15 protein-coding genes, 1 tRNA gene and 1 pseudogene are annotated in these 19416 nt (G+C 35.1%); 12 read left to right on the top strand and 5 right to left on the bottom strand.

The annotated features are described in order from the left end of the window. Positions 1 to 4: 4 nt before the first annotated feature. From FN817_RS10530 to FN817_RS10520, 3 genes are all read left to right on the top strand, one after another. Complete coding sequence (locus FN817_RS10530; RefSeq protein WP_142717866.1) at positions 5 to 4225, top strand: DUF6443 domain-containing protein; 4221 nt, start codon at positions 5 to 7, stop codon at positions 4223 to 4225. Further along, entirely contained in the window at positions 4222 to 4620 is a 399-nt protein-coding gene (locus tag FN817_RS10525) for a hypothetical protein (RefSeq protein WP_142717865.1), read from the top strand. Before FN817_RS10530 ends, FN817_RS10525 begins: the two co-directional genes overlap by 4 nt. A gap of 559 nt (positions 4621 to 5179) precedes the next feature. Beyond that, the gene (locus tag FN817_RS10520; protein ID WP_142717864.1) at positions 5180 to 6364 is read left to right on the top strand and encodes a hypothetical protein; all 1185 of its coding nucleotides are present in this window, start codon (positions 5180 to 5182) and stop codon (positions 6362 to 6364) included. A 392-nt stretch (positions 6365 to 6756) separates the two neighbouring features. Here FN817_RS10520 and FN817_RS10515 read toward each other — a convergent pair whose 3' ends face one another. Beyond that, a complete protein-coding gene (locus FN817_RS10515) occupies positions 6757 to 6981 on the bottom strand; it encodes a helix-turn-helix domain-containing protein (RefSeq protein ID WP_142717863.1) in 225 nt (74 codons plus the stop codon). 398 nt (positions 6982 to 7379) lie between these two features. Between FN817_RS10515 and FN817_RS10510 the strand changes: the two genes are divergently transcribed. The 3 genes and pseudogenes from FN817_RS10510 to FN817_RS23395 form a co-directional block, all read left to right on the top strand. Then, positions 7380 to 8201 (top strand): RNA polymerase sigma factor, encoded by an 822-nt coding sequence (locus FN817_RS10510; RefSeq protein WP_142717862.1) that lies wholly within the window; start codon positions 7380 to 7382, stop codon positions 8199 to 8201. Between the two features lies 1 nt (position 8202). Next, the gene (locus FN817_RS10505) at positions 8203 to 9297 is read left to right on the top strand and encodes a hypothetical protein (RefSeq protein WP_142717861.1); all 1095 of its coding nucleotides are present in this window, start codon (positions 8203 to 8205) and stop codon (positions 9295 to 9297) included. Between the two features lie 636 nt (positions 9298 to 9933). After that, positions 9934 to 10878, top strand: a pseudogene (locus FN817_RS23395) (recombinase family protein); the annotation flags it as partial. A 589-nt stretch (positions 10879 to 11467) separates the two neighbouring features. On the opposite strand, the gene FN817_RS10490 reads toward FN817_RS23395, so the two are convergent. Then, positions 11468 to 11538, bottom strand: a tRNA-Gln gene (locus tag FN817_RS10490). Between the two features lie 99 nt (positions 11539 to 11637). On the opposite strand from FN817_RS10490, the gene FN817_RS10485 reads away from it, so the two are divergent. The 5 genes from FN817_RS10485 (at position 11638) to FN817_RS10465 (ending at position 15705) form a co-directional block, all read left to right on the top strand. Further along, on the top strand, positions 11638 to 12666 hold the full coding sequence (locus tag FN817_RS10485; protein WP_142717859.1) for an AMP-binding protein: 1029 nt from the start codon (positions 11638 to 11640) through the stop codon (positions 12664 to 12666). Between the two features lie 32 nt (positions 12667 to 12698). Next, on the top strand, positions 12699 to 13091 hold the full coding sequence (gene arfB, locus FN817_RS10480; protein WP_142717858.1) for an alternative ribosome rescue aminoacyl-tRNA hydrolase ArfB: 393 nt from the start codon (positions 12699 to 12701) through the stop codon (positions 13089 to 13091). Between the two features lie 48 nt (positions 13092 to 13139). After that, the gene (locus tag FN817_RS10475; protein ID WP_142717857.1) at positions 13140 to 13784 is read left to right on the top strand and encodes a hypothetical protein; all 645 of its coding nucleotides are present in this window, start codon (positions 13140 to 13142) and stop codon (positions 13782 to 13784) included. Between the two features lie 302 nt (positions 13785 to 14086). Beyond that, positions 14087 to 14467 (top strand): GreA/GreB family elongation factor, encoded by a 381-nt coding sequence (locus tag FN817_RS10470; RefSeq protein ID WP_142717856.1) that lies wholly within the window; start codon positions 14087 to 14089, stop codon positions 14465 to 14467. Positions 14468 to 14730: 263 nt separating this feature from the next. Further along, on the top strand, positions 14731 to 15705 hold the full coding sequence (locus FN817_RS10465) for a deoxyhypusine synthase family protein (RefSeq protein WP_047097747.1): 975 nt from the start codon (positions 14731 to 14733) through the stop codon (positions 15703 to 15705). Positions 15706 to 16052: 347 nt separating this feature from the next. Here FN817_RS10465 and FN817_RS23135 read toward each other — a convergent pair whose 3' ends face one another. Further along, positions 16053 to 16199, bottom strand: coding sequence for a hypothetical protein (locus FN817_RS23135; protein WP_167498843.1), 147 nt, complete (start codon positions 16197 to 16199; stop codon positions 16053 to 16055). 90 nt (positions 16200 to 16289) lie between these two features. Here FN817_RS23135 and FN817_RS10460 point away from each other — a divergent pair, with 90 nt between their 5' ends. Further along, the gene (locus tag FN817_RS10460; RefSeq protein ID WP_142717855.1) at positions 16290 to 16586 is read left to right on the top strand and encodes an MGMT family protein; all 297 of its coding nucleotides are present in this window, start codon (positions 16290 to 16292) and stop codon (positions 16584 to 16586) included. 275 nt (positions 16587 to 16861) lie between these two features. On the opposite strand, the gene FN817_RS10455 is transcribed toward FN817_RS10460, so the two are convergent. Both FN817_RS10455 and htpG read right to left on the bottom strand, forming a co-directional pair. Further along, positions 16862 to 17248: a helix-turn-helix transcriptional regulator gene (locus FN817_RS10455; protein WP_142717854.1), complete on the bottom strand. Its 387-nt coding sequence runs from the start codon at positions 17246 to 17248 to the stop codon at positions 16862 to 16864. A gap of 235 nt (positions 17249 to 17483) precedes the next feature. Then, complete coding sequence (gene htpG, locus FN817_RS10450) at positions 17484 to 19376, bottom strand: molecular chaperone HtpG (protein ID WP_142717906.1); 1893 nt, start codon at positions 19374 to 19376, stop codon at positions 17484 to 17486. Positions 19377 to 19416 lie beyond the last annotated feature (40 nt).

Raw genomic sequence — 19416 nt, 5'->3', positions numbered from 1 at the left:
CACAATGAAAAAAATAATACTACTACTCAATTTGTTTGTGGTTGGTTTTACTTATGCACAGACTACCCTTAGTTCGACAGAGAACTATGTATATGAAAAAAACTGTCTGACAGAAGATTGCTCCAAAAAAACAGAATCCGTACAATATTTTGACGGACTTGGAAGAGCAAAGCAAAATATAGCAGTAAAAGCAACTCCCTCCGGAAAAGACATTGCGGTTCCCGTAGAATATGATACCTATGGCAGACAGGTAAAAAGCTATCTGCCTGTGCCACAATCAGGGACACAAAACGGAGCTTTATACGCCAACCCGCTTTCCAATGCTTCTACCCTGTACGGAAATGAAAAAATCTATGCCGAAAAAATATTGGAATCTTCTCCGCTGGGAAGACCACAGGAACAAAGACAAGTGGGTAACGACTGGGCAGGACATCCCGTACAGTTTTCGTATGCTGCAAATAACACAGCAGATTCAGTGAAAATATATAAAGTGGTAACAAATTGGGTAGAGGGACGAACCAATGGTGCACCAAGTCTTTCAGGAACTTATTCGGAGAACACTTTATACAAATCTGCTGTTACGGATGAAGATGGTAATATAACGACCCAATTCAAAAATAAGAAAGGACAGGTCATCTTAACAAGAAAAAAAGACGGAACCCAGAATGTAGACACTTATTCTGTGTATAACGAATATGGTCATATGGTATACACAATACCTCCATTAGCTTCTGCTTCTACGTTAACCCCGACTGTATTGGATAATCTTTGCTATCAGTACCGATATGATGGCTGGAACAGGCTGGTAGAGAAGAAAATCCCGGGAAAATCCTGGGAATATATGGTGTATAATAAGGCTGATCAACTTATTTTGTCACAGGATACCATTCTGAAAGGAAAAGGACAATGGCTTTTTACCAAATATGATCAGTTTGGAAGAGTCATTTACACTGGAATCACCAATAACCCTGCCGGCAGGGCATCCATGCAAAACAGTGCCAACATCAATACCAATTTATATGAAACCAGAACTGCTACCGCAGGATTTGTCTTAAATGGCCTGCCTGTATATTATACTAAAGTATCTACTCCTACCAGTCTTAATGTACTGTTAAGTGTTAACTATTATGACACTTATCCTTCATACAGCTTCAATCCGGCTTTTCCTTCTTCCATTATGGGAAAGGTGCCGCTATCTGACAATTCAACAGCTAATGCAGTAAGTACGAAAAGTCTTCCTGTAATGAGCCTTGTAAAGAATATTGAAGACGATAACTGGACGAAAAATTATGTCTACTATGATCACAAAGGAAGAGTAATTGGAACGCATTCTATTAATCATTTAGGAGGATACTCCAAAACAGAATCTGAACTTGATTTTGTAGGTGTTCCCCAAAAAAGCAATGTGTATCATGTAAGAAAACCGGGTGAACAGGGAGTAATCATTAAACAGCGTTATGTCTATGATTCAGGAAACAGGCTTTTACAGCATTACCATCAGGTAGATGATAAACCTGAAGAATTATTATCTGAAAATGCCTATAATGAGCTTTCTCAAATAACGAGCAAAAAAGTAGGCAATAATCTTCAGAGTATAGATTATACCTACAATATCCGTGGCTGGCTGTCTGATATCAATAAAAACCAGATGGGATTGGCAGATCTGGGAGGAAAGCTTTTTTCCTATGCCATTAAGTATAACAAAAAAAATGGAATCGATAATCCGGATACGGCACAGTTTGCAGGAAAGAATGTAACTCCGAAATATAATGGAAACATTACAGAAATAGATTGGAGAGCAGTAGAAGCAGTAGGGGTAAATCCTTCGCTTACCCCAAAAAGATACGGCTATGCTTATGATTCAATGAACAGGATGACGGCTGGTTATTATCAAAACCCAGGCAACCCATACAGCAAAGAAAATACGGAATCGTTATCGTATGATCTCAACGGAAATATCAGCAGTCTGTACAGAACTTCCGTAGCGGAGTATGGAAGCAATACGGCAACCGTAATTGACAACCTGGACTATGCCTATATAGGAAATCAGGCAACAAACATCAATGATATTTCCCAAAACCCGACGGGCTATGAAGGCGGAGGAAATACCATCACATATGACCTGAACGGGAATATGCTGACCATGCTGGATAAAGGAATCAGCTCTATTCAATATAATTATTTGGATCTGCCCAATAACCTTCACTTAAACAAAAATGGTAACGAAGATATTACCATTAATACGAAATACAGAGCAGATGGGACAAGGCTGTCTAAGGAAAATATAACAACGATTACCGGATTTAATGGGTTTACAACGACAAAAAGGTTTACGGACTATTTAGACGGTTTTCAATATCTGAGAACAGAAAACTCTGGTTCAGGTGGTGGTTCGGAAGCGTTGATACTTTCTTCAATGTCCGCCAGAGCAATGCAGCCACAGGCCTATAGCATTGTTACAGACCCTACCGTACAACCAGTAGGAGAAAGCTTTAGCACTAATCTGAAAACTCCGGATTTGCAGTATTTACCCACTGCAGAAGGATTTTATGATTATCAGAAAGATCAGTATATTTACCAATACAAAGATCATTTGGGGAATGTAAGGGTTTCTTACGGAAGAAACAGTGCAGGAGCTCTTGAAATTACAGATGCTAATGATTACTATCCTTTTGGGATGAATCACCTGAAAACAGGAAATGCATTCTTTGGGCGAGGAAGTTATAAGGACAATAAATACAACGGCAAAGAACTTCAGGAAACAGGTATGTATAGCTACGGCTGGAGAGAGTATATGCCGGATATTGGACGTTGGAACGGAATAGACCAGTTAGCGGAAGTCTATACTTCTACAAGTCCATTTGCTTATGTCGATAATAATCCTGTTTTAATGACAGATCCTGACGGAAGATGGATGGATGACGCAGGGCATATTACTGATACGACAGGACAGACCTTTGGATTTCTTGGTTCATCATATAAACCTCAAGGTGCTACTAATTATCTTGGTATAAAATATGGAGATGGTGGTGGAGGTAGTGGCGGAAACCCTTTCAATCTTATTTCAACGGCATTAGGTTTAGGAGAAGGAACTTGGTATAATACAGGTTCGGGGTTTGAAGACGGCAGTGGTATAAGTCTTGGTTATGATGGCAGTTATCAAAGTCTTAATACCAATTATGCTGAAGGCGGTATTGGTGAACCAATAAATTATGTTCCTGAAGTCATTGTAACTGGAAAAAAAGGCAGTGGATTTGGAATGGGATCATACAACAGTTTTATGATGGATCTTGGTGTCAACAATGCCAGACTGGGATGGAACTTAAGCCAAAGCAGATCTTTGCTGTATAGCGCCATAGAAAACACCAAAGTAGGAAGGTCTGTATCTGCAGCTGAAAACTTTATGTTTTTAGAATTACCTGCATCTCTTGCTGGTGGAGAGCTTTTATCTGCAGGATGGAGAGCTGCCGGAATGAGCAAAATTGTATGCGGTCCTGTAGGAAGACTTACCAATGGTCTTATTAAGATTTGCTTTACAGAAGGTACATTAGTAGCGCTAGAAAAAGGAAGCAAAAAGATTGAGGATATTAAAGTAGGAGATCTTGTATGGAGCTACAATGAGAAGACAGGAAAAAAAGAACTGAAAAAAGTAGTAGAACTATCCCGCAATACTTCTTCTTCATTAGTAAAGATCTTCTTAAACGGTACAGAAATTACCTGTACACCTGAACACCCTTTCTATGTAAACGGATACTGGGTAGAAGCTAAAGATCTTGTAAAAGGAATGCCTCTTACTAACTTGCATAAAAAAACTTCTCCTGTAGAATCCATCAAATTCTTGGATGGGAAAGTAAAAGTCTATAACTTTGAAGTAGAAGGCAACCATAATTACTATGTTTCTGACAAAGAGATTTTGGTACATAATAACTGTGAATATACAACCGAATTTGTAAAAGGATTTTATGTTAGAGGGATGACTACAATGGAAAATGGTATTTATAATAGAACTGTTCAAGGACTTGCTAATTACGAAGGAAAAAGTCTTTTCGAGCTTGTAAAGGCGTTTGAAAGTCAAGCTAAAAGTGCAGGAATGAATAAGGTAGTTATAAAAGGTGTTGATATTGTAGAAACAAGATTAATGAATCCAAGGGCAGCAGAGATCATGGGATATTCTTATAAGGAACTTAGTAAAAATAGTATAGAATTAGTAAAGTTTATAAAATGATAAAGAACATAAATATTGTTAAATCTAAATTCAATAGAATAAAACAGGATTTTTTTAAGACAGATTTATTTGAAAATTTAGAAGATAATATACAACAACAAATAAATAATAATGTTTTATATCTAGATAATGAAATACCTGTCTTAGGTTATTACGCTTCTAGCTATGATTATTGGTTATTAACAAATATTAGACTTATAACATCTGACTTTATTATTTTTCTAGATGATATTGAAATAATTAATATACCTGAAATTTTTGACGAAGGAAGAGGAAACTCGGAATGCGAAAGTTTAGCAATTGTTGAAAAAGATTCTGGTATTTATACTTTAAAATTAGAGAGATTAACATGGTATGTAATATTTAACATCTTTAATTTTATTATAAAACATTAGATTTAACGAATCATCTCAAAAGTCATGGAGATAAAAAGATGATTAGAGAGACTGTGAAATTTAGCTCAATTTTTTGGTTTTTTCGATGTAGCTAAAAGTGCAAACTTGAAATAAGATGTTTCACAGCGTTGCTATAATTATTGTTGATAATAAGCTTTACAAGTTGCACTGACTGTTTTGAGAAATGAAAACTTTAATATGTATTAGTTCGATTGTAATGTATCATAGGGAGATGATATTTAAAGTTAGTGAAATGGAAAACTACAGTAAAAACGAGACAATTCTTAAACATAATACTGTCTACGAAGGTTAGTAGAATCCTAGTATTGCATTTTATTCGAAGCTGGTCCTGAATTGGACTCATTTTAAATACCAGTTAGAAAATAAATGATAACTGTCAACATAATAAGAAATGAAAAAATTATTTAATTTAAAATCATTTTTCATTCATATCTAAATCCGTATCACCTAGATACGGATTTATTCTTTGCCTTAATTATTATGACAATGAATGAAAACTTACGCCATGTAGATCTTATTATTTATAAATAATGGTTATATGAATTATTTTACTGCCGTGAAAACATCTATCAATTTTAAGGCAGTCAAAACAAATTCCGAAGCGCACAATTTCAGAAGAAAGACTTTTGATTATATAAAAAAAGATCTTACCGGAAAAAATGAGTACTGGATAGGAGATAAAATCTTACAGAGGTTTAAGTTAATAGAAGCATATTGCAAGGAAAAGTCTGGAAGGAAATTACAAAAAAATGCACTGCCGATTCGTGAAGCTGTAGTTGTAATTAAAGAAAATACAACGATGCAGGATTTGCATAAGCTTTCTAAAAGGCTTGAAGAAGAACTGAAAATAAGAATTTTTCAAATTGCCATTCATAGGGATGAAGGACATTATGATAAAGATTCTAAAGAATGGAAACCCAATTATCATGCTCATTTAGTAGCCGACTGGCAGGATTTAGAAACTGGAAAAACATTGAAGCATCAATCCTTTCACTATTCAAAAATGCAGGATATTACGGCTGAATGTCTGGAAATGGATAGAGGTGTTTCAGGTTCTAAAGTACGGCTTGAAGCCATAGAGTTTAAAGTTCAAAAAAAAGAAGAAGAACTTTTGTTGCTAAACAATAGAATAACTGAAATGAAGGCAGCGTTCACTTCTAAAAAGTTTGAAGATCTTATCGTAAAAGAAAATGACTTTTTAGGCTTTCGTAAAATAAAAACAGATAAAACGATTGAAAACTATGAGAGAGTTTTTAAGTCATATAATACAGAACTGCTTAAAAATAAAGAAATTCTTCAATCCAAAACCAAAATAATAACTGAGTTTAAACAAAAGAATATTGAGCTAACTAAAGAAGTATCACTACTAAAAAACAAGCTGTCATTTATTTTGTCTAACGTTACTGCATACACGAAAGAAAAGGAGGTTTATTTCAATTCAGTGAAAGATACCATTATAAAGGCTATACAGTTTGAAAAATTTAGACAGCCAAAATTATTCGATACAACCGAAGAAAAAATTCTAGCAATACTTGACGGTATTTGTAAACAAGTTTCTGAAAAAAATAATATTCCTTTTTCATCACTGGCGGAGGTTTTTAAAAATCCTGACAGCAGCTTAGAAATCTTTTCGTTATTAAATTTTGATAATCATGGGATACAATATAATACCGAAAATACTCCGGTTCAACAAAAAAGAAAAAAGATAAAGAGGTCACAGTAGAACTGGCAAAAATTCATAAAAGAAAACAAAGGTATTGTTTCGGATTTATAAAAGACAAGTTCAGGTCCAAAGGATATGCTAAAAAATCTCCACCTTGCAGGTAGTATTTTTCATCATAAACTTGCTTTTTAAAATCTTCCATAATGAATTTTGGGCTTTCTTTTTTTCCTTTTTCTTTTGAAAATATAATTAATCATCACGGAATTAGGTTAGTAGCTCCAAATTCTTTGAAAAAAAACACATCCCCAGGACTGTTTTTTCCTTGAGAATCATATAAACACCTTATTTCTTTAAATCCCAAATACTCTCTTCATATTTACAAAATAAAAATACCAACGACAGTTGGTATTTAATTCATTTATGAATTAAAAAATTGTTCAAGAGCAATTTCCTTACTTTAATTTAAAATCAAATAGGTCCTGTGGATGCACATCTAATCCTTTGGCTAGCTCTTGAATAGTAGAGATTCTTAGATCTACTTCCCCTTTTTCTATTTTACTAATATTACTATGATCTACATCACATTTTTGAGCCAACTCTCTATAACTCAAATTCAGCTTTTTCCTAAACATCTCAACTCTTTTACCAAATGCTATTCTAAATTCTAATTTATCCATTGCGGTTAACTTTGAATAGACAAAATGATGAGATTTTAATAAATTGTTGTAGTTGAATTAACCTACATGAAAAAATTGTGTTATATTTGCTAAACAAGTTACAATAATGGTAACTTTGCAATACTTCAATAAAATAAACGAAGCTATTGCTTAGATTCTCGACTAGAAAACTGGTAATTTTATGTGTACGAGAAGATAAGTAAATTAGCTCACGACCGCGGCGTGGGCTCTCTTATCGTACACGGGTATACCAGTGCCTCTAGTCAATAAGTTGAGTTCCACGCCTTTTCTTTTGAGCAAGATGTAGGGAGTTAGGGTTTGATGCCAAGAATTCATCATATTATCTTATTGATCTAAGCAGTTCCTTCCAGCAATAATTTAGCTAAAATAGACTGCTTATGAAAAGAACAGATTCATTACCATTGCCCCGGATGTTGAACGATCATCAGCTATATGAACTGCTGAAAAAAGGTAATCCGACCTCCTTAGAACATATTTATTTTCGATACAAAAGACTTCTATTTTGGCTTGGAAAACAAATCCTTGATGATGATTTTGTTGTGGAAACGCTTGTGCAGGATACCTTTCTCAAACTTTGGCTACATCGTGATTCCATTGAGACCCCGAATCATATTCTTGGCTTTTTACGGTTTGTTTTGAAAAGAGACTGTATATCGTATTTCAATGCTCCAAAAAATAAATTTACCCGTTTAACCACTTCTCTTGAACGTTTTGAGAACTATCAGGATTATCTTGCCGGCTATGATCCGTTGCAAGATAAAGAACATCTTCTACGTCAGGAATCCGACCAAAAAGATTTTGATGAAGTTAAAAGGGTTTTAAACGTAATTAATCCCAAAAGAAGACGCCTGATCACACTTTGCCTTGAATATGGTTTTCAGTACAAACCCATTGCAGAGGCAATGGGAAGCAGCATAAAAGACATAAGTAATGAAGTAAACAGAGCGATAGATGATCTTCGGAAAATCATTAAAGGAAGTTCTTTTGAACAGCCACAGAAAAAAGCTTATGATAATGGGGAGCGGCCAGCTAAACTCAGTAACCGGCATCTCGAGATTTTAAAAAGAAGGTTTGAGCAAAAATCTTCATTCATAGTAATTGCCAAGGAACTTAAACTTTCTGAAAAGCAAGTCCAGCGGGAATTTCTATATGCTTATCAATTTCTACAAAATCGAAATACCTCTCAAATCCCTCTTTGAAATGGAAAAATCAACGATTACCCTTACCCGAAAAATTCAGCTGCTGATCGACGTTCCTTCCAATAAAAAAAACGAAATGTGGGAAAAGCTATACCGTTATCAGAACCGATGTTTCCGAGCGGCTAATTTTATTGTTTCCCATCTGTACGTTCAGGAAATGATTAAGGATTTCTTTTACTTCACCGAAGAAATCCAATACAAGCTTGCTGATGCAAACAAAGATCAAATGGGAATATTTACACGTTCAAAAACAAGCACAACTGCACGCTTAGTTTTTGACCGATTCAAAGGAGAGATCCCTACCGATATTTTGGGAAGCCTGAACAATACAATTCAATCTACTTTTTCTAAAAACAAAGCCGACTACTGGCAGGGCTTAAAGTCTTTGAGGAACTTTAAAAAGGACATCCCCATTCCTCTTCCTGTTAAATGCATTAGCAAAATGAGATATGACGAAGAAACGAAAGCATATTGCTTCAATATGTTTGCTATTCCGGTTAAAACATATTTAGGGAAAGACTTCTCCGATAAGCGCCTTATAATGGAACGTCTTTTAAGAGGTGAAATAAAACTTTGTACATCACAGATCCAGCTGAAAGCGGGGAAAATTTATTGGCTTGCAGTATTTGAATTTGAAAAAGAAAAATACCTTTTACAACCTGAAATAATCGCCGAAGCCTCCCTGTCTTTGGAACATCCTATCGTAGCAAAAACTGGCAATGTGCGAATCAATATTGGCACAAAAGAGGAGTTTTTATATCGCAGGCTTGCCATTCAGGCAAGTCAGAAAAGGATTCAAGACGGTATAGCTTATGCCCGTTCAGGAAATGGCACAAAACGGAAACAAAAGGCATTGTATAAAACAGAGAATCTTGAAAGCAAATATGTAAGAAATCGGCTTCATGTGTACAGCCGGAAGCTTATCGATTTCTGCATCCAGCAGCAGGCAGGCACACTTATTCTTAAAAATCAGGAAGATAAAATTGGTATTGCAAAAGATAATGAATTTGTGCTTCGCAACTGGAGTTATTATGAATTACAAACCAAAATAAAATATAAAGCTGAAAAAGCTGGTATCGAATTAATCATTGGATAGCTAAAAAATAATGAGGGTGCTTGTACACCCGCGGGGTGAGGTTATAAACACTCACTAAATACTTTAGTAGTATATACAACGGCGTGGGCTCTTTTTTATTTAAACATTGAACAGAAGATATATAAGAGAAAAAACATTAAACGTTTTAGAGAAATGTTGGGAATAAAAACAAGAGGCTTAACTATTGATTAGGTAATAAGTGTAATCAGGAAAAATTTACTTTACCTGAGTAAAAGGAAGAAATTGATTAAAATTTCTTCATGGCTGTAGATGGATAATAATCCAATTGACATGTACATTAGGTGAAACCTCCAATTCTTTTGTGGGCGGAAAAGACGAGCTTTAAAATAAAGCCATTAAAAGACATAGACACTCCTTCAAAGCCGAATAAAATTATTATTCAATTTCGCTGATAATTTTATTTGAAATTTATACAGAGTGCTGGAGGATAATAAAATAAAAAAAATACCCATTGAGGAGGTGATAGAATTCTTTCAAAACGAAGGCATGGAAATAACTGAGGAAGAAGCAGAACTGATCACTGAATTTCTGTACACTCTTACCTTGGCTGTTATTAGACAGTACTTCGGTTCTGAATAATGTATTTCTAAAGCTATCCTCTAATATTTACTAAACATGAAAATTATGAAGGTAGCAGATTTATACATCCGTGTTTCTACTGATGAACAGGCAGACAAAGGATACTCACAAAGAGATCAGGAGGATCGTTTAAAAAAATATTGTTTATCTAACAATATCTCTATTGGACAAATAATCTACGAAGACCATTCCGCAAAATCATTTAACCGCCCCGGATGGATAAGACTTTTAACTACACTTAAAAAGAGAAGTTGTAAGACAAATCTTGTTCTATTTACTAAATGGGACCGCTTCAGCCGTAATGCAGGGGACGCATATCAAATGATAAGTACACTTGCAAAATTGGGAATAGAACCACAGGCCGTTGACCAGCCTTTGGATCTTTCTATTCCCGAAAATAAAATGATGCTCGCAATTTATTTGGCAGCGCCTGAAGTCGAAAATGACAGAAGGGCGCTTAACGTGTTTTATGGAATGCGCAGAGCAAAAAAAGAAGGGAGGGTTATGGGAAAAGCACCATTTGGCTATGCTAATAAAAGTAGGGAAAATGGTGAAAAGTATATTGTACTGCAAGAACCTGAAGCATCAGCAATGAATTGGGCTTTTAATGAGATTGCAAAAGGGATATTAGCCTCTAATCAAATCAGAAAAAGGGTCAATGAATTAACAATCAAAAAGGTGAGCAGAACATCTTTTCATGTGGCAATAAGAAATCCCATATACTATGGGAAAGTATTTTTAGAAAAACACAAAGATGAAGAAGCACATTTTGTAGATGGTCAGCATGAAGCTTTAATCAGTGAGGATCTATTCAACAGAGTGCAAGAAATACTGGATGGTAAAAGGAGACTCCAACGGCCTAATACTAAAATTCTTTCCGGTGAGCATTTTCCATTGCGAGGTTTTTTGGTATGTCCTAAATGTGGAAAAAATATTACAGCAAGCGCTTCAAAAGGAAGAAATAACAGATACTACTATTATCATTGCAATGCAGTTTGTGGATTCCGCCATAGAGCAGAATTGGTCAATTCAGTTTTTGAAGAAGGATTAAAGCAATTGGAAATGACTGAGCCTGCAAAAAAGCTTATAGAAAAAGTATTTCTGGATAACTATCAGAAGTTTATAAAAGCCCCACAGGATGAAAGAAAGAAGATATCCGCTGAGATAGATAGGTTGAATTCAAGGATTTCTCTGGCAAGAAATAAACTTCTTTCCGAAGTAATCACCGATGAAGAATATCTTGAAATAAAAAAAGAATATAAAGAGCAGATTGAAAAACTGGAAGGGCAACTAAGTGAAAAACCGACAGAAAGTAAAGTAGATATACCAAAGCTACTAGGAAAAGGATTAGAAACGCTTACAAATATCTGGAAAGTCTATACAGAAGGGGATATTGCAGTCAAGCGACAAATTATCGGTTCGATTTTTCCTGAAAAACTTGAATTTGACGGAAATCATTATCGAACCACAAGAATTAATGCTATAGCTCACTATATCTTTCAGATTAACAATGGATTATCACAAAATAAAAACAGGAGAAATGATAATAATAATCATTTCTCCTGCTATGTAGACCCACAGGGATTCGAACCCCGAATGACGGTACCAAAAACCGGAGTGTTACCGTTACACTATAGGTCTGTTTTATTTTGGTGGTGCAAATTTACAGCTTTTTTCTTTACATACAAGAACTTTTTGAATTTTTTTTTAAATTTACTGTGGATTTTATTTACGGAAAATATGCTGATAGACTTCAATAATCTCAATATTAATAAATTATCGTTCCATACGGAATTTGAAAAAAAAGTAAAAATTTTTCTGGAAGAATGGTTTTCAGAAAAAGAAGGAGTACATGTTCAGACTTCAGGTTCTACAGGAGTTCCAAAGATTTTTGAAATTGAAAAAAAGAAAATGGTCAATTCTGCAGTAATGACCTGTAACTTTTTGGGACTAAAAAAAGGAGATACTGCATTACTCTGCCTGCCTGTAGAATATATTTCAGGAAAAATGATGATTGTCCGTTCTATAGAAAGAGAGTTGAAGTTGAGAATTACAGAGCCCTCTCTAAAACCTCTTGAAAATTTAGAAGAAGAAATAGATTTTTGTGCGATGACACCGCTTCAGGTAGAAAATTCATTGGAAAAACTTCATCTGATCAAAAATCTGATTATTGGTGGTGCAGCCGTTTCAGAAAGCCTGAAACATAAAATTCTACAGATGAACCGTAGTGCTTCAAACCGTATTTTTGAAACCTATGGGATGTCAGAAACACTTTCCCATATTGGCTTAAAGCAATTGATGCCCGAACAGGAAGATTATTTTACCGTTTTTGAAAATGTATCCATCTCTTTGGATGAAAAGGGATGTCTGAAAATCTTTGCTCCTAATGTTAATGCTGAGGAATTGCAAACTAATGACTTAGCTGATATTAGAAACGATAAACAGTTTAAATTTCTCGGAAGAATTGATAATGTGATCAATTCAGGAGGAGCAAAAATTTTCCCGGAAACCCTTGAAGCCTTGGTGAAAAAGGAAATACCCAATGAGGCCGTATTTATCGGTTTGCCGGATGAAAGTTTGGGTCAGAAATTGATACTGATTATAGAAGGAAATCAATCAGATGAGGTCATAAAGAAAATTTCAGAAATACCATTTGAGAAAAACTTTCATAGACCCAAGGAAATTATTTTCATCAGTGAAATTCCGAGAACGCCCAATGGGAAAATAAACAGATTGGAATTGTATAAAAATATAAACGCGGATCTGTAGCCTTGACTCTGATATGTCAAAATCTTAAAATAATGAAAAACTTTTCAAAAGAACTCAGTTTCAAAACATCCCGAAGCAGTGGAGCAGGAGGGCAGAATGTCAACAAAGTGGAGACCGCGGTTACTGTACTTTGGAAAGTAGATGCATCAGAGTTTTTCAATGAGGATGAAAAAGTATTGATTCAGGATAAACTGAAAAACAGGATCAATGCAGAGGGCTTTTTATTCCTTACGGTTTCCGAAAGCAGAACCCAGCTGATGAATAAAAATAAAGCCATTGAAAAAATAATTGAAATTGTAAACAAAGCCCTTATTGTTCCAAAGAAAAGAACTGCAACAAAACCTTCAAGAGCTCAGAAACAGAAGAGACTCGATGGCAAGAAAAAACTTTCTGATAAAAAAGAGAACAGGCGTTTCAAATTTTAACTTGTTTCTCCCGAAGAAAATTTTAATTTTGCCGGAAACTTTAAAACCATGATAAAAAAACTAATTGTATTGGGAACTATTTCGAGTTCTTTATTTTCTTTTGCACAGGAAAAAATAACCATCATACCTGCTGTAGGATATGCATGGAGAGTAGCTAAAACAGCACCTGGGCTTTCCATGGCAGAAAAAAATTACGTTAAAGGATTGAAAAACGGAATCCATTTTGAAATTGCTGCTTATTATAATTTGAAAAATATTGGGATTGGTGCTAAATTTTCCAACTATAATGCTTCCAGCAGCGGTGTACTGAGCGGATACAATATGAATGGACAGGCTGTCACAGCTTCTATAAGCACTAAAGATAATATTACATTCTTTGGACCTTCCGTTATATTCTCCAATTATACCCAACCTACAAATCATAAACTTGTTGCTGATGTATCTCTTGGAGTGATTACCTACACTACAAAAACAGCAGCTGTAAAAGGTACAGGTTCCAACCTTGGTCTGGAACTGGGAGCAGCCTACCAATATGCAGTTTCGAAAAATTTTATGATAGGTCCTAAGTTGGGAATTACGGCAGGAACATTGAGTAAAATAAAAGTTAACGGACAAACTGTTGACCTTGGTGATGACCAGAAAGAAGGTCTGACAAGAGTTTCCTTAAGCGCAGCCGCTACATTCCGTTTTTAAATTACTATCTTTGTAAGGATTACAAATAATCTCATAATAATGGCAGCAACAATCTCTTTATTGGCAGAACGCAGGCAATCAGGATTGTTGCTGTCATTACTTTATCTGCACACAGATTCTTTTCTGAAAAGTTCTAAGGACTTTATCAATTAAGCCCTGTCAGGATCCAAGACAGGGGAATCATTCCGGATTTTATTTATTGCTTTTTTGCGGTTTTCTATAGAAGAAGGCTGTTGTATGCCTGGATTCTACATTGGGTCGTCAGGGAATAACTGCATTTTAATTTAAAAAAAATTGAACAAATGTCCAATCATATTATTGTTACCACCGGAATTTATGATGCTATAAAAGATACACTCAGAAGGAAAAAAGTGAGCATCGGAGAAGAAAAAAGACTTACGGAAGAACTTAGAAATGCGAAACAGGTATTGAGAAGAGATCTGCCTGCTGATATCGTAACCGTTGAAAGAAAAGTAACTTTAAAAGACCATACCTTAGATTTTGAACACGAATATATTTTTGTGCCGTCTACCAAAGCAAAACTTAAAAAGAATAAACATTCCATACTATCGGATATTGCTCTTGCAGTAGTAGGATATAAAGTAGGAGATGTTATCAACTGGCCATTCAGAGACGGAGAAAGGAAAATTGAAATTCTGAAAGTGGAAGCCTGGGAGGGATAATCTTTGTTGAATGATATTAAGTTGAATTACAATGAAAGCGTGGCTGGTATAGGCTACGCTTTTTATTTCACTAATATAATTGTTTGAAAACTCTACCGTATACAATTTTATCGCAGATAAAATCCTTGCGCCTTACATTTCTAATAAAAACCACTTAGGCTTTCCATTTAACAAATGATAAAAAAAGACTCCTCCGTTACACTTTCTTCAAGTGCTTTGACTGCATTCCGTTTTTAAGTTTTATCTTTGCAAAAATTAAAAAAATGAGCAAACCGATAACTGAATTCATAGAAAAGTATTACCTGCACTTCAACGCAGCTGCATTGGTGGATGCTTCTAAAGGATATGTTGCACATCTTAAAGATGGCGGAAAAATGATGATTACTTTGGCTGGAGCAATGTCTACTGCTGAACTAGGGAAGATTCTTGCTGAAATGATCCGTCAGGGGAAAGTAGACTTTATCTCTTGTACAGGGGCTAACCTTGAAGAAGATTTAATGAACCTTGTAGCACACTCTCACTATGAAAGAGTTCCTCATTACAGAGATTTGACTGCTCAGGATGAGTGGGATCTTTTAGAAAGAGGTCTGAACAGAGTTACAGATACTTGTATCCCTGAAGAAGAAGCTTTCAGAAGATTACAAAAACATATCGTTGAGATCTGGAAAGATGCTGAAGCTAAAGGAGAAAGATATTTCCCTCACGAATTCATGTACAAAATGATCCTTTCAGGAGTATTGGAGCAATATTATGAGATTCCTAGAGAAAACTCTTGGATGATTGCTGCTGCAGAAGCAAACTTACCAATCGTAGTACCGGGATGGGAAGATTCTACCATGGGTAACATCTTCGCTTCTTACTGTATCAAAGGGGAACTTAAAGCTACTACAATGAAATCAGGAATTGAATATATGACTTACCTTGCTGACTGGTATACTAAAAATTCAGGAGGAAAAGGAGTTGGATTCTTCCAGATTGGTGGAGGTATCGCAGGAGATTTCCCTATCTGTGTAGTACCCATGTTATATCAGGATATGGAAATGCATGATATTCCTTTCTGGTCTTATTTCTGCCAGATTTCTGACTCTACAACATCTTACGGGTCATATTCGGGAGCAGTTCCAAATGAAAAAATCACTTGGGGTAAACTTGATATCACTACACCGAAATTTATCGTTGAAAGTGATGCAACGATCTGTGCACCATTGATGTTCTCTTACATCTTAGAAAACGCCTAAAATTCTCACAAGAGATTACCATACAGCGCTCCAATTCATTTGGAGCGCTTTTTTATTTTAGTATTTAGAAATAGATTTGTTTTAAAACTCAAACTATTTAAACCCTTAAGAAAAATGAAGAGAATAAGAAAAATTAAGTTTCATCTTTGATGAAAAATAAAGCACACAGCTAAAAAAATAGCTTTAGCTATTCTCTTAATATTCTTAAAAACTTAAATGGTCTTAACGGTTCAAATAAATAATGATATACAATTTTATCTCAGATAATATCCTTGCGCCTTGTGTTTTCCAAAAATTCCCCACAAGCATCTGTGAAAATCTGTGTCATCTGTGGTCAAATAAAAAAATCAATCTAAAGAATTCACCAGCACAAAATATCGATATGCCAGAATCCCTTTTTCAACCTTTGTTAATTGATTGGGATCCTTCTTACTCAACTTTGGAAGTACCTTTTTATTAACTGCATTCAGCAGCCTGAAAAATGATTTTTTCATATCTTTATCTTTTAATGAAACATCATTGAGCTTAAGAGAATTCAAAAATGATGCAAAAAAAGAAAGCTTGTTAAAAAATAGCAATTTGATATGGATGAAATTTTCAAACAACAGGTATATGAAGTAGCAAGACTTATCCCAAAAGGAAGAGTTTCTACGTATGGCGCCATCGCAAAAGCAGTTGGCTATCCAAATCATTCCAGACACGTAGGAAAAGCCATGGGCGGTTGTCCAAAAGATGTTCCGGCTCACCGTGTCATATCAAGTTCAGGAGTTTTATCTGTTCCGGAATTTCAGCCTAAGCTGGAAAAAGAAGGAATTGTCGTGGAAAATCTTAGGATAAAAAAATTCAAAAAACTGTTCTGGGATCCGTTGGCTGAATTGTAAATTTTAAATTTCGGAAACAATAATTTTTTAACGCAAAGTTTCTATCTATAAGCTTTGTATTTTTAAGGGGGCAAAGAAGGGAATCAATTTCATTGATTTTTTTAAGCGAACGTATTATCCCAAAGCTTCATCAGCGACAGAGTTGCAACTCTTTGCTTCCTAAAATAAAACGCTCGAGTCATTAATTCTTTGCGTTGAAAAATAATATTAAAAAAAAAATGCCACTCCATAATTGAATATGAGTGACACCAATATTTTTAAAGTTTCAAACCGTATTATTTTTTTCCGCTTGGGAGACCTTTCAGTTCCTCTTTAAGTCTTTCATTTTCTTCTTTTAATAGAGCAATATAGTTTTGAAGGTTTTTAATGATGTCCCCAGGAATATTATCATAATTATTTTGGTTACTGATAACTCCTGCAGATCTATCATTAAATACAGGATGGTCATTATTAACAACTACTGTAGCTTCCTCTTCTTCATAAATGTCCTCAATGGGTACATCCAGAAAACGGGCAAGTTTATCCCATTCATCTTTTACGATCCTCACATCACCGCTTTCTTTTCTGCTGTAATTAGATACATCCGTTGCGATAAAGTCAGCTACCTGCTGTTGAGTATAGCCTTTTTGCTTTCTGATGACGCGTAATTTTTCTTTTTGCATGACCAACATTTTATACAAAAATGGCAAAAAAGCAGAAGTTATACAATAGAAAACGAATAAAATGTAGAGTAAAGCAACGAAGATTAAGAGAAAAGAAGGAACAGGTTTATAATATGCATGCTGTGTATATTAATTGTTGATTATTTTTTGAGTCTTTTTGTTTTGTGTCTTTGCGTTTATCCAAGATTCTCAAACAAAAAAAGACTGCTTCAAAATTGAAACAGTCTCTTGTAATTTATTTTTCAAGTTGCTTATAGCTTCTCTGTATAAAATCTGTCAGGTCTTTTCCTTTCAGTAAGTTTTGTGAAAGCTTGGCAAGATCCAGAGCATATTTGATTAAGCTTTCCTTCTCTTCAGCATTTTCAGTTTTTAAAATCTGATTAGAAAGCTCACTGTTGGAGTTCACCACAAGATTATACATTTCCGGGAAACCGCCCATTCCAAACATACCGCCACCGCCTGTAGCCTGCATTTCTTTCATTCTTCTCATGAATTCAGGCTGGGTAATAGTGAATGGAGCATCATTGCTGTCAAGATCTTCAAGCTGAACTGTAAATTTAGAATCCTGAATAGCTTCTTCTACATTCTTTTTCAAAGATTCTTTTTCAGTTTCGCTCAGTTTTGAAATTGCCGGCTCATCTTTTTTAATCAGGTTGTTCAAGTGATCTGCATCTACTCTTGCAAAAGAAATATTTTCTTTTGAAGTTTCCAGCTTTTGGATAACATGTGGAGTGATAGGAGAGTCTAATAACAGAACTTCATATCCTTTATCCTTTGCAGACTGGATGTAGCTGTGTTGTTCATCAGCATTGGTAGCATACAGTACAACCAGTTTATTGTCTTTATCCGTTTGTATAGGCTTGATTTTCTCAACCAGTTCATCCCAAAGGAAATATTTTCCGTCTGTAGTAGGATATAAGGTAAATTTATCAGCTTTGTCAGCAAATTTTTCTTCTGTAACAATTCCATACTCGATTACGATCTTAATATCGTTCCATTTTTTCTCGTAGTCTTCACGGTTTTCGTTGATCAAAGAAGCCATTTTGTCGGCTACTTTTTTCGTGATGTAAGATGAAATTTTCTTTACAGCACCGTCTGCCTGAAGATAAGAACGGGAAACGTTCAATGGAATGTCCGGAGAATCAATAACTCCTCTCAGAAGCATAAGGAAGTCCGGAACAATTCCTTTTACTTCGTCCGTTACAAATACCTGGTTTTGATATAATTGAATTTTGTCTTTCTCAATATTCAGGTTGTTGCTCAGTTTCGGAAAGAAAAGAACTCCCGTAAGGTTAAATGGATAATCAACATTCAGGTGAATATTGAATAAAGGCTCCTCAAACTGCATTGGATACAGCTCGTGGTAGAACTTCATATAATCCTCGTTGGTCAGTTCACTTGGAGCAATCGTCCATGCCGGTACCGGATTGTTGATGATATTGTCTACCTCTTCCGTTTCAGCTACGGCGTCTTCAGGAGCGTCTTCCGGTAAAGGAAGTGTATGTGTTTTTGTCCCGAATTTGATCGGAACAGGCATAAACTTGTTATACTTTAATAATAATTCACGGATTTTTCCCTCTTCTAAAAATTCTACAGAATCTTCAGCAATATGAAGAATGATCTCAGTTCCTCTATCAGTTTTATCAGTAGTTTCTTCAAGAGTAAACTCCGGGCTTCCATCGCAGATCCAACGTACAGCGGGCTCATCTTTATAAGACTTTGTAAGAATTTCTACTTTTTCGGCTACCATAAATGCAGAGTAAAATCCAAGACCGAAATGTCCGATAATCCCTGAATCCTTTGCCGAATCTTTATATTTCTCCAAAAATTCTTCAGCCCCTGAGAAAGCAACCTGGTTGATATATTTTTCAACTTCTTCACCTGTCATCCCAATACCCTGATCGATAATGCGTAAAGTTTTCTGATCTTTGTCAATCTTAACTTCAAGTTTCGGATTTCCATATTCCACTTTCGCTTCTCCGATGCTTGTTAAATGTTTTAATTTTAAAGTAGCATCCGTTGCATTGGAGATCAATTCTCTTAAGAATATTTCGTGGTCACTGTAAAGAAATTTTTTGATAAGCGGGAAAATGTTTTCCACAGATACATTAATATTTCCTTTAGTCATCATATTTAGATTTTTAATTTTTAAATTCTTTCTCAAAAAA

This window comes from Chryseobacterium rhizoplanae, assembly GCF_900182655.1.
GTDB lineage: Bacteria > Bacteroidota > Bacteroidia > Flavobacteriales > Weeksellaceae > Chryseobacterium > Chryseobacterium rhizoplanae.
This window is presented reverse-complemented; position numbering and strand designations above follow the sequence as displayed.

What these genes read in the sequence shown, in the direction of transcription:
- FN817_RS10470 (WP_142717856.1), top strand. Translation starts at nt 14,087, where the DNA reads ATGTCCAATCATATTATTGTTACCACCGGAATTTATGATGCTATAAAA.
- htpG (WP_142717906.1), bottom strand. Translation starts at nt 19,376, where the DNA reads ATGACTAAAGGAAATATTAATGTATCTGTGGAAAACATTTTCCCGCTT.
- FN817_RS10520 (WP_142717864.1), top strand. Translation starts at nt 5,180, where the DNA reads ATGAATTATTTTACTGCCGTGAAAACATCTATCAATTTTAAGGCAGTC.
- FN817_RS10525 (WP_142717865.1), top strand. Translation starts at nt 4,222, where the DNA reads ATGATAAAGAACATAAATATTGTTAAATCTAAATTCAATAGAATAAAA.
- FN817_RS10485 (WP_142717859.1), top strand. Translation starts at nt 11,638, where the DNA reads ATGCTGATAGACTTCAATAATCTCAATATTAATAAATTATCGTTCCAT.
- FN817_RS10465 (WP_047097747.1), top strand. Translation starts at nt 14,731, where the DNA reads ATGAGCAAACCGATAACTGAATTCATAGAAAAGTATTACCTGCACTTC.
- arfB (WP_142717858.1), top strand. Translation starts at nt 12,699, where the DNA reads ATGAAAAACTTTTCAAAAGAACTCAGTTTCAAAACATCCCGAAGCAGT.
- FN817_RS10455 (WP_142717854.1), bottom strand. Translation starts at nt 17,248, where the DNA reads ATGCAAAAAGAAAAATTACGCGTCATCAGAAAGCAAAAAGGCTATACT.
- FN817_RS10460 (WP_142717855.1), top strand. Translation starts at nt 16,290, where the DNA reads ATGGATGAAATTTTCAAACAACAGGTATATGAAGTAGCAAGACTTATC.
- FN817_RS10475 (WP_142717857.1), top strand. Translation starts at nt 13,140, where the DNA reads ATGATAAAAAAACTAATTGTATTGGGAACTATTTCGAGTTCTTTATTT.
- FN817_RS10510 (WP_142717862.1), top strand. Translation starts at nt 7,380, where the DNA reads ATGAAAAGAACAGATTCATTACCATTGCCCCGGATGTTGAACGATCAT.
- FN817_RS23135 (WP_167498843.1), bottom strand. Translation starts at nt 16,199, where the DNA reads ATGAAAAAATCATTTTTCAGGCTGCTGAATGCAGTTAATAAAAAGGTA.
- FN817_RS10505 (WP_142717861.1), top strand. Translation starts at nt 8,203, where the DNA reads ATGGAAAAATCAACGATTACCCTTACCCGAAAAATTCAGCTGCTGATC.
- FN817_RS10530 (WP_142717866.1), top strand. Translation starts at nt 5, where the DNA reads ATGAAAAAAATAATACTACTACTCAATTTGTTTGTGGTTGGTTTTACT.
- FN817_RS10515 (WP_142717863.1), bottom strand. Translation starts at nt 6,981, where the DNA reads ATGGATAAATTAGAATTTAGAATAGCATTTGGTAAAAGAGTTGAGATG.